Origin of the sequence: Glycomyces harbinensis, assembly GCF_900101745.1 — a bacterium.
Lineage (GTDB): Bacteria > Actinomycetota > Actinomycetes > Mycobacteriales > Micromonosporaceae > Glycomyces > Glycomyces harbinensis.
Genome location: NZ_FNAD01000020.1, coordinates 126,117 through 135,647, shown reverse-complemented (window position 1 = coordinate 135,647; position 9,531 = coordinate 126,117). Strand labels below are relative to the sequence as shown.

8 protein-coding genes and 1 pseudogene are annotated in these 9,531 nt (G+C 69.4%); 3 read left to right on the top strand and 6 right to left on the bottom strand.

The genetic code is table 11. The annotated features are described in order from the left end of the window. Positions 1-917 precede the first annotated feature (917 nt). The 3 genes and pseudogenes from BLQ63_RS29905 to BLQ63_RS24730 form a co-directional block, all read left to right on the top strand. Positions 918-1,205, top strand: a pseudogene (locus BLQ63_RS29905) (transposase); the annotation flags it as partial. Between the two features lie 74 nt (positions 1,206-1,279). Further along, the gene (locus tag BLQ63_RS24735; RefSeq protein WP_091040207.1) at positions 1,280-2,086 is read left to right on the top strand and encodes an alpha/beta fold hydrolase; all 807 of its coding nucleotides are present in this window, start codon (positions 1,280-1,282) and stop codon (positions 2,084-2,086) included. Between the two features lie 4 nt (positions 2,087-2,090). Continuing rightward, on the top strand, positions 2,091-2,870 hold the full coding sequence (locus BLQ63_RS24730) for a MerR family transcriptional regulator (RefSeq protein ID WP_091040206.1): 780 nt from the start codon (positions 2,091-2,093) through the stop codon (positions 2,868-2,870). Between the two features lie 298 nt (positions 2,871-3,168). Here BLQ63_RS24730 and BLQ63_RS24725 read toward each other — a convergent pair whose 3' ends face one another. From BLQ63_RS24725 to BLQ63_RS24700, 6 genes are read right to left on the bottom strand one after another with little or no spacing between them, the layout of a single operon-like run. Further along, positions 3,169-4,953, bottom strand: a complete 1,785-nt coding sequence (locus tag BLQ63_RS24725) for an ABC transporter substrate-binding protein (protein ID WP_091040205.1) — start codon at positions 4,951-4,953, stop codon at positions 3,169-3,171. Further along, the gene (locus BLQ63_RS24720) at positions 4,950-5,138 is read right to left on the bottom strand and encodes a hypothetical protein (RefSeq protein WP_091040204.1); all 189 of its coding nucleotides are present in this window, start codon (positions 5,136-5,138) and stop codon (positions 4,950-4,952) included. Before BLQ63_RS24720 ends, BLQ63_RS24725 begins: the two co-directional genes overlap by 4 nt. Beyond that, positions 5,126-6,313, bottom strand: coding sequence for an ABC transporter ATP-binding protein (locus BLQ63_RS24715; RefSeq protein ID WP_091040203.1), 1,188 nt, complete (start codon positions 6,311-6,313; stop codon positions 5,126-5,128). The genes BLQ63_RS24720 and BLQ63_RS24715 overlap by 13 nt, the downstream gene beginning before the upstream one ends. After that, positions 6,306-7,379 carry an ABC transporter ATP-binding protein gene (locus BLQ63_RS24710; protein ID WP_091040202.1) on the bottom strand — a complete coding sequence of 358 codons (1,074 nt, stop codon included), beginning with the start codon at positions 7,377-7,379 and terminating at the stop codon, positions 6,306-6,308. The genes BLQ63_RS24715 and BLQ63_RS24710 overlap by 8 nt, the downstream gene beginning before the upstream one ends. Before the next feature lie 4 nt (positions 7,380-7,383). Further along, positions 7,384-8,262, bottom strand: a complete 879-nt coding sequence (locus BLQ63_RS24705; protein WP_091040219.1) for an ABC transporter permease subunit — start codon at positions 8,260-8,262, stop codon at positions 7,384-7,386. Between the two features lie 20 nt (positions 8,263-8,282). Next, positions 8,283-9,383, bottom strand: coding sequence for an ABC transporter permease (locus BLQ63_RS24700; protein WP_091040201.1), 1,101 nt, complete (start codon positions 9,381-9,383; stop codon positions 8,283-8,285). Positions 9,384-9,531 lie beyond the last annotated feature (148 nt).

The window sequence follows — 9,531 nt, the reverse complement described above, 5'->3', positions numbered from 1 at the left end:
CCCCGAACCCCAAGCCGCCCAAGGGCGTCGATCAAGGTCGGAGCCCGCCCTCACCGCCACCGCCACCGCACCGGGGCCGGGCCCTTCTCGGTCGACCGACTTCGGGGAACCGCCGTTCTTACCCTGCCCCAGCAGGCCACTGCTGGGGGAAGCGCCACACGCCAGGCGCAGCCCGAACCCACCACGCGGGATCGGGCCCCTCACCATGCCCAGACCACGATCAGCCGCCAGGCAGCCCCCGAACCCACACCGCCCCAGGCCACCAACCCACCCCAGCCCACCACACAACCCCGTATCGCCGCCCGCCCGAACCACCAGCATCCACCGCCCCAAGCTCGCAGACTCAACCCAAGGGGAAAGCCACCCCTTGTCGCCGCCCGCCCGAACCCCGAACACCCGCCACCGCAACGCCGATAACCAGGCCCAACAAGAAGCCTCTTGTCGCCGCCCGCCCTGACCCCGAACACCCACCGCCCCAAGCCCGCAGACTCAACCCAAGGGGAAAACCACCCCTTATCGCCGCCCGCCCGAACCGATAGGCCCACTTCGCTCGGACCCGACAATCGGGCCCACAAGACGTCCCCCCTAGTCGCTGGCCGCCCGAACCCAAGCATCGGCCGACCTCTAAGGACACAGTCCCGCACTAAGAGAGCATCACCCCTTTGTCGCTGCCTGCTCTGACGGCGAGCATCGGCCGCCCAGGGCCGCAGACCCGACCCAAGGAGCCACCGCTCTGTCGCCGCCCGCCGCCTGCCGCCCGCCGTTTGGCCGTGAAGGGGTTGGTTGAGCCCAGGTTCTGAAGACTCTTGAGGCCATCTGGCAGGGGCGGGGGTGTGCTCTGGCAGCCGCCAGGACCACATAGAGCTTGTCTCAGTCGGCGTACCGCGCAGGTGGTATTACTCGCGTGTGGATGGGGCCTCACCGACCGGAACGGCCTGCCGCTGACCCTGTCTCTCTCCGCCGCGAACCTCCACGACAGTCAGGCTCTCGAATCGTTGGTGCAGGGCATCCCGAAGATCCGTTCCCTGTGCGGGCCCAGGCGCCGCAAGTTTGCGAAACTGCACGCGGACTAGGCCTACGGCATCCCCGACTGCCATCGGGCACTGTGCGAGCGGCGCATTGGCGACCGCATCGCCCGCCGCGGGATCGAATCGTCAGCAAGGCTCGGCCGTCATCGCTGGGCCGTCGAACGGTCCATCGCCTGGCTCGGTGGCCGGAAACCTGTCTGGTTGCTTCGAGGGCTTGACCTTGACCTTAGGTCAGGGCCCAGACTGGCCGCATGAACAACATCAACGCAGCTCAATGGGCATGGTCGGGCATGGTGCCGTTCGAGGACACGGCACTGGCGGTGCACGACACCGGCGGGACCGGCAGGCCCGTGGTCTACCTCAACGGCTCGTACGCGAACCACAAGCACTGGCGACACGTCATCGACGATCTGGGGCCCGCCTGGCGTCACATCACCTTCGACGAGCGCGCCCGCGGCGCATCGCACCAATCGGCGGACTACTCGTTCGACGCCTGCCTGCGGGACATCGACGCCGTGCTGGAGGCGAGGAGTGTGGAGCGGCCGCTGCTGGTGGGCTGGTCCTACGGAGCCGTGCTCGCGATCCACTGGGCCGCAAGGCATCCGGACCGCGCCGTCGGTGTCGTCCCCGTCGACGGCGCCTATCCGTGGGGACTGACCGGCGAGGAGAACCGGGAGTACATCCGGCGGACGTTCCACCGGATGCGCTTGGCGCTGCCGCTCGCCCGCCCGCTGGGCATGGCCGCGCGGATGAGCGCCGCTCAGCACGCCGAGATCAACATCGAACTCAACGAGACCGTCGCAGGGATCGCACCGGTCTACGACAAGGTGGCCTGCCCTGTCCGCTTCATCGTGGCCTCCGGCGGCAACACCGGCGGCAGCGCCGAATCGATGGAAGCGATGCGCGCTACGCTCGATCCGGTGCTCGCCGCCCACCCGAACGTGCAGGTGAGCGCCAAGGTCGCGAGCAACCACGAGAAGGTGCTTCGCCACGACTCCGGCGCCGTGGCCGGCGCGGTACGCGAGATCGGGGCCATCCTCGACCAGGAGGACCACTGAGCACATGAGCGGCGGCGTCACGATCGGCCAGGCGGCGGCGTTCGCCGGCGTCACGGTGAAGACCGTACGGCACTACCACCAGCGCGGACTCCTCGACGAGCCGCGGCGCGACCGTTCGGGGTACCGCCGATACGGGTCCGCCGAGCTGCTCCGCCTGGTCCGGGTGCGGGCACTGGCCGAGGCCGGCGTCCCGCTGGCCGAGATCGGGCCGATGCTCGACGCCGACGCCGAGCAGTTCACGACGGCGCTCGCCGATGTCGAACTGCGCCTGAACGAACGCATTGCGGAACTGGTCGCCCGGCGCGAGATGCTGCACCGGCTCGCCGACGGCGACCAGGCCCTGCTCCCCGACCGCGCCCTCGCGATCCTGGGCCGGGCCGACGAGTTCGCTATCCCGCCAGAAGACGTCGCGATCGCCCGGGAAGGCCTGGTACTGGCCAGGGCACTGGTCCCCGACGGCTTCGACGACTACCTCGACCAGGTGGAGAACGCCCTCGGCGACACCAGGTTCATGGCCCTGGCCAAGCGCCAAGGAGAGGCCGCCTCCTGGGAGCCGGACGACCCGCGGATCGAGGAACTCGCCACCGCCATGGCCGACCACTTCCTGGCCAACCCCGCACTGCTGAAGATCATCACCAGCCTCCAGGTTCGGGCCGACGACGGCACCGCGCGATACGGCATGATCCGCAGCTACGGCGACGACCAGTCGCCGGCCTGGGCCCGCCTGAGCGCACTGATCGAGACGAGGCTCCGATCCGCAGGCGTCCCCATCCCCCGCCAATGACGGCCCGCTCTCACCGCCGCCGGCAATGTTGTGATTCCGGCCGACGTCGGCGGCCGGAATCCGATCCGCGTGCCCGGCCTCGCCGCGGGAGGCGTTGGCGCATCGGGGTTCTGGACGCAGCAAGGCCCCCGGCCGGGTTCACCGGCCGGGGGCCTTGCCGCTCTCGGTCGCCGCGCGTCGACCCGCCTCGGTCATGCGCGGCTGCGGGACGGGGCTGAGGACCACCCCCGCCACCGAGTCCGGCGCTCCCCGAGGTCGAGCAGCGGTCTCGGGGAGCGAGACCAGATTCCTACGCGCCCTAGACGGGCTCGATGCCGCCTTCGAGGATGCGGACCATGATCGGGTTGTCGAAGTAGATGTCGTTGAGCTCGTAGGAGCCCGGGTCGATCGTGTTCACCCGCTCGCCCTCGACGGCGTAGCTGACGCGCTGGTTCAGGAACAGCGGCAGGCGCGGCAGCGTCTCGTTGAACACGATGCCGAGCGTCTTGTTCGCCTCGGCCTGCTCCTCCTCGGTGCCCTTCTGGGACTGGAGGTACAGGTCGTCGACGTTGACGGTGCCCAGCGAGGTCGTCTCCACCGCGCCGGTCGGCAGGCCCATGCCCATCGCGTCGGCGGTCTGCGAGTTGTCGGTGAACCAGGTCATCTGCCAGGAGCCGTAGACGTACGGCACGAACGGGTTGGCCCACTGGCGCACCGCGATGTCGAAGTCGCCCGCGCCCCAGATGCCCCACGGGTTGTCGGCCGGGACGTTCTCGTAGGTCACGTTCAGGCCGAACTCGGTGAGCTGCCCCGCCGCCTGCTCGCCGGAGAGCGCGAAGTCCGTCCAGCCCTCGACGCCGATGATCGTGTACTCGGCCAGGTCGCCGTCCGGCTTGTGCCAGCCGTCCGACTCCTTGGCCCAGCCGGCCTCTTCGAGCAGGCTCGTGGCCTTGGCGTGGTCGGTCGCGTAGAACTCCAGCTCGACGTCGTCGAACAGGCCCTCGGCGTGCGGGTCCGGCAGGCCCGTGTAGGTCGCCGGGACGTAGTAGCCGCCCGCGCCCTTCGCGATCTCGCCGATGACCTCGGTGTCGAAGACGTACATGAACGCCTTGCGCACGTTCGTGTCCGCGAACTCCGGGAACCGGTCCTGGTTGAGCATCAGGCCGATGCCGTCGTAACCGGGGGTCGACAGCTCCTTCAGGCCCTCGACGCCCGCGATCGTCGAGCGGTCGGTCGCGCCGAGCACCTGGGTCGAGTAGTCCACCGCGGAGGACAGCAGGAGCTGCACGGACGCCGCGTTGTCGCCCTTCTGGACTTCGATCGTGGAGAACTTCACCTGGTCGGCGAACAGGCCGCCCTCGTGGACCGACATCGTGATGACGGTCTCGCCGATCTGGTCGAACTTGTAGGCGCCGCAGGTGATGAAGTCCTCGTCCAGGAAGTCCTCGGCCGCGATCTTCTCCGCCAGGGTGACCTGTCCGGGACCGCCCTGGACCTCGCCGGCCTCGACGAGGCCCTGGGCCTCGTCCATCCACGCGCCGTAGCGGGCGTAGGGGAGCACCTGGGCCTTGAGCGCGCCGTGCTCGACGCCGGTGAACGCCTCCGAGTACGTCACGGTGACGGTGGTGTCGTCGTCGGCGGTCGCCGACACGAGCTGGTCCCAGCCGATGGTGCCCTGAGCGGCGTTGAGCTTCTGCAGGTAGATCGTGCCGACGACGTCCTTGGCGGTCACGTCGGCGTCGTCGGTCCACTTGATGCCGGAGCGCAGCTTGATCGTCAGGGTGGTGCCGTCGAGCGTGACGGACTCGGCCAGCTGCGGCACCCACTCGTGCGTCTCCCAGTTCAGGATGGCGCAGCGGGGGATGAACAGCTCCGCCACCGGGGCGGCGGTCAGCAGCACGCCGGTGTTCAGCGCCGCGTTGTAGTGCTCCACCGAGATGTCGAACGGGTACACGTACACGAACTTGCCGCTCGCGCCGTCGCCGCCGTCACCGCTGTCGGCCTGGCACGCGCCGAGGACGGAGGTGGTCGCAACGGCGCCGGCGCCGAGGCCGACCGCCTGCATGAGATTGCGTCGGCTGAGCTCGAATCGCTGAGAGGTCATCGCCGTTTCCTTTCGATGTAGAGGGCAGTGAAAGAGATGAGGATGAGGAACAGTCCGAGTCCGACCGTCAGCGCGCTGATGGAGGACTCCGCGGTTCCCGAGGGAAGGGAGAGCAGGAGGAGCGTTGCGGCCAGGGTCAGCAGGACCCCGAACGCGAGCCCCGCGCGGGCGATCAGGCCGACCATGCCGCTCCACTGGATTCCGACTCGGCAGGGCTCGTCGTTGGATCGTCGGCCGATGCCTCGGCCCCGGGACGTCGTGAGCCGGGCACGGCGTCGAAGGTGAGGGTCCGGTCGCCGCCGCTCGGGCGGGTCCGGGTGATGTCGCGTGCGACGACATGGCAGGAGACGCTGCGTCCCCTGCGCTCCGGCCCGGCGCCGGCGGTCGGGAGGCCCGGTCCGCCGGTGTCCACGAGGGCCGGCCGCGCCGCGTCGCACAGGCCCGGCTCGAAGGCCGGGCACCGCGGGTGGAAGGCGCACCCGGCGGGGAGGTCGGTGAGGCTGGGGATCTCGGCGGAGCGCAGCTGGTCGGCCGAGCGGTTCGCCTTCGCGAGGTCGGGGTCCGGCTCGCACACCGCGCCGATGAGGGCCTTGGTGTACGGGTGCTGCGGGTTCCCGATGACCTCGGGGGTCGGGCCGTGCTCGACGACCTTGCCCAGGTACATCACCGCGATCTCCCCGTCCCACGCGAAGTACTTCGCGACGGCCAGGTCGTGGGTGATGAACAGGAAGCCGACGTCGAGGTCGTCGCGCAGGCGCCCCAGGGTGTTGAGGAGGCTCACCCGGATCGAGACGTCCAGCATGGAGGTCGACTCGTCGCAGATGAGGAGCTCGGGGTTCATGGCGAGCGAGCGCGCGACGTTGACGCGCTGGCGCTGGCCGCCGGACAGCTGGTGCGGATAGGAGTCCAGGTAGGACTCCGGCGGGGTGAGTTCGACGAGCTGGAGCAGCTCGGCGGCCTTGGCGCGCGCCTCGGTGCGGTTCTTGACCAGCCCGTGGCGCTTCAGTCCCGCGGTGAGGGTCGAGGCGACGGTGCGCGTGGGGTTGAGCGCCGCGTACGGGTCCTGGTGGATGTACTGGACGGCGCGCCGGTAGGCGCTCTTCTCGCCGGAGTTCATGTCGGTGAGGGGCCTGCCGCGGAACTCGACGGCGCCGGCGGTCGGCCGGGTGATGCCGGCGGCCGCGCGGGCCGTGGTGGTCTTGCCGCAGCCGGACTCGCCGACGAGGCACAGGACCTTGCCGGCCTTCACCTCCAGGTCGACGCCGCCCACGGCGGCGACGGGGCCCTTCTTGGTGTCGAAGACCTGTTCGAGGCCGCGGAGTCGCAGCAGGGGCGCGGCCGTCTTCGCAGTCTCAGGCATTGGCGTTCTCACTTTCGGCGACGCTTGCGAGCTGTTCAGGCGCGGTGCGCTGGAGTCGGACCCGGTCGTGGTGCAGGCAGGCGACCGAGTGGTGCATCGCGAGCGGCCGGTCGGTGAGCAGCTCGAGGTTCACCCGGTCGCGCTTGCACTCGTCCGTGGCGAAGGCGCAGCGGGGGTTGAACGCGCAGCCGTCGGGCATGGCCTTGAGGCTGGGCGGGTAGCCGGGGATGGACTCCAGGACCGGGCGCTCGCCCTTGACGGGCATGACCGCGTTGATGAGTCCGGCCGTGTAGGGGTGCCTGGGCCCGTAGAAGATGTCGCGGGCCGAGCCGGTCTCGATGACGCGTCCGGCGTACATGGTGGCGACCCGGTCGGCGAGCTCGGCGGCGAGGCCGAGGTCGTGGGTGATGAACACCATCGTGAACCCGAACTTCTTGCGCAGCTCGTGGAGCTGCTGCACGATCGAGCGCTGCGTGAGCAGGTCGAGCGCGGTGGTCGGCTCGTCGAGGACGAGGACCTGCGGGTCGAGCGCGATGGCGAGCGCGATGAGGGCGCGCTGCTTCATGCCGCCGGAGAGCTCGTGCGGGTAGGACTGGAGGACGCGGTCGGGGTCGAGCCGGACGGTCTCCAGGAGCTCCCCGGCGCGGGCCTCGACGGCGGCCTTCGTCCAGCGCTTGCCGTCCGAGTGGTCGCGGAGGGTGTCGGCGAAGTGGTCGACGATGCGGATCACCGGGTTGAAGGCGTTCATCGCGCCCTGGAAGACCATGGCGGCCTCGCTCCAGCGGAAGCGGCGCAGCTGCTCCTTCTTCATCTTGAGCAGGTCGGCGCGCGAGCCGTCCTTGAGCCGGTAGGTCAGGGAGCCGGAGGTGATCTCGCCGAGCCCGGGGAGGAGCCGCAGGAGGCCGAGGCCGAGGGTGGTCTTGCCGCAGCCGGACTCGCCGACGAGGGCCAGGGACTGGCCTTCGTAGAGGTCGAGGTCGACGCCGCTGACGGCGGTCACGGACTCCTTGCGTCCGGTGCGGTACGCGATCGAGAGGTCTCGGACGCTGAGAATCGGGTCGGTCATGGTCTCACCTTTCCCTCAGGCGCGGATTGAGGGCCTGGTCGAGGCCGCGGCCCATCGTGACGAGCCCGATCGTGAAGAGCACGATCATGATCAGCGGCGCGACGACGAAGGGCAGGGCGATCGGGTTGAGGTAGAAGTTCTGGCCCCAGGACTGGTGGATCATCAGGCCCCAGTTCGGCGTGCCGGAGGGCATGAGGCCGAGGACGTAGAGGCCGACGATCGCGTAGATCGCCTGGTTCACCGAGATCACGAAGTTCACGAAGATGAACCCGGCCATGTTGGGCAGGATCTCCCGGAAGACGATGCGGGCGGGGCCGAGGTTCTGGAGGCGCGCGGCCTCGACGAACTCGCGCTCCTTGAGCGACATGACCTGCGCGCGGATGGACCGGAACAGGAAGGCCCACATGGTGGAGCCGACGACGATCGAGATGCCCCACGGGGGGATGTCCTCGAAGAACGCGACGACCGCGAGCATGAGGAGGAACTGCGGGATCGTGACGGTGACGTCGGTGAGCTGGAGGAGCACGGCGTCGACGCGGCCCCGGAAGTACCCGGCGATGGAGCCGAGGGCGACGGCGATGAACACGGCCATCAGGGCCGCGAGCGTGCCGACCCAGATGGGCTGGGCGCCGGAGTTCACCAGGATCGTGAACGTGTCCTTGCCCTCGTACTGGGTGCCGAGCCAGTGCTCGGCGGAGGGCTCGGTCCAGATCTGGGTGGTGTCGGTCGGGTTGTCCTGGTCGACCAGGAGCGGGCCCACGAAGGAGAACAGGACGATCGCGAGGACGAGGAGGGTCCCGGCGAAGCCGGCGGAGGAGCGGGTGAGGCCGGTCCACAGGCGGCCGAGGAAGGTCTCCCCGAACTGCTTGCGGGGCTTCGCGATGGCGGCGTCGAGAGTGGTCGTCACGCTTCCTGCCCTTCGGTCTTGATGCGGGGGTCGACCCTGACGAGGAAGAGGTCCACGATGAGGCTGGCGATGACCACCGAGGTCGCGAGGATGATGACGGCGGCCTGGACGACCGGGTAGTCGCGGTTGGAGATGGCCTGCATGAGCATCTGCCCCGCGCCGGGGTACTGGAGGATCTGCTCGATGACGATGGAGCCGCCGACGAGCGTGCCGAGCTGGAGCGCGATCTGGGGGATGATCGGCAGCATCGCGTTGCGCCCGACGTAGCCGCGGCTGATGCGCCCGGCCTTGAGGCCGCGGGCTTGGGCCACGGTCACGTAGTCCTCGGTGAGGACCTCGGTGGTGGCGGCCTTCATGTTGAGCATGAAGGAGCCGGTGGCGGTGAAGGCGAACGCGATGATCGGCAGGATCGCGTGGAAGATCGCGTCGCCGAAGAACACGAGGTTGAAGCCCGGCTCGACGCCTGCGGTGATGCGCCCGCGCATGTCGAGGAACGGGAGGACGCCGAGCATCGTGTAGCCGACGACGATGACCGCGGCGATGAGGATGTAGTTGGGGACGCCGGTGAGGAAGGACCCGATGGAGGTCATGGCGTGGTCGAAGGCGGAGCCGCGCCGGTAGGCCGCGGCCATGCCGACGGTCAGGCCGATGACGATCGCGAGGGCGACGCCGGCGCCGACCGCGAACAGCGTCCAAGGCAGGTACTCCATGACGTGCTCGAACACGGTCTTGGAGGGGTTGGTGAGGGAGTTCCCGAGGTCGAAGGTGACCAGGCCCTTGAGGAAGTCGAGGTACTGGACCCACACGTTCGCGTTCGGGTCGTACGAGATGATGTTCGTCGCCGTGGCCACGGCCTGCTCGTGGCTCATGCCGGAGCTGTTGAGGCGCCCGGCCATGATCTGGATCGGGTCGCCGGGCATGAAGTGCATGAGCAGGAAGGTGATGGTCGCGACCAGCCAGATGACGAACACCGACTGGCGGATGCGGCGGAAGGCGTAGGAGGCCCAGACGCGCCGGACGAGGCCGGGGCCGGTTCGCTCGGCGGGCGGGGCGTCCGCCGCGTGCTGCTGCGGCGGGGGTGCGGGAGGTGCGCTCACCTTGGTGCACTCCTTCGTGCGCTGGTCGAAGTCGCGGCCGGCGGTGCCGCCGCGACCGGGACGAGTGGGACTCGAAACAGTCTCTCGGAGAAACGGGTCCGTGAACTTCCCGGAACCGGTCTCGCCGTCGAGCGGGACCGGGAGCTTC

Coding starts and splice junctions, on each gene's coding strand:
- BLQ63_RS24735 (WP_091040207.1), top strand. CDS start 1,280: ATGAACAACATCAACGCAGCTCAATGGGCATGGTCGGGCATGGTGCCG.
- BLQ63_RS24730 (WP_091040206.1), top strand. CDS start 2,091: ATGAGCGGCGGCGTCACGATCGGCCAGGCGGCGGCGTTCGCCGGCGTC.
- BLQ63_RS24725 (WP_091040205.1), bottom strand. CDS start 4,953: ATGACCTCTCAGCGATTCGAGCTCAGCCGACGCAATCTCATGCAGGCG.
- BLQ63_RS24720 (WP_091040204.1), bottom strand. CDS start 5,138: ATGGTCGGCCTGATCGCCCGCGCGGGGCTCGCGTTCGGGGTCCTGCTG.
- BLQ63_RS24715 (WP_091040203.1), bottom strand. CDS start 6,313: ATGCCTGAGACTGCGAAGACGGCCGCGCCCCTGCTGCGACTCCGCGGC.
- BLQ63_RS24710 (WP_091040202.1), bottom strand. CDS start 7,379: ATGACCGACCCGATTCTCAGCGTCCGAGACCTCTCGATCGCGTACCGC.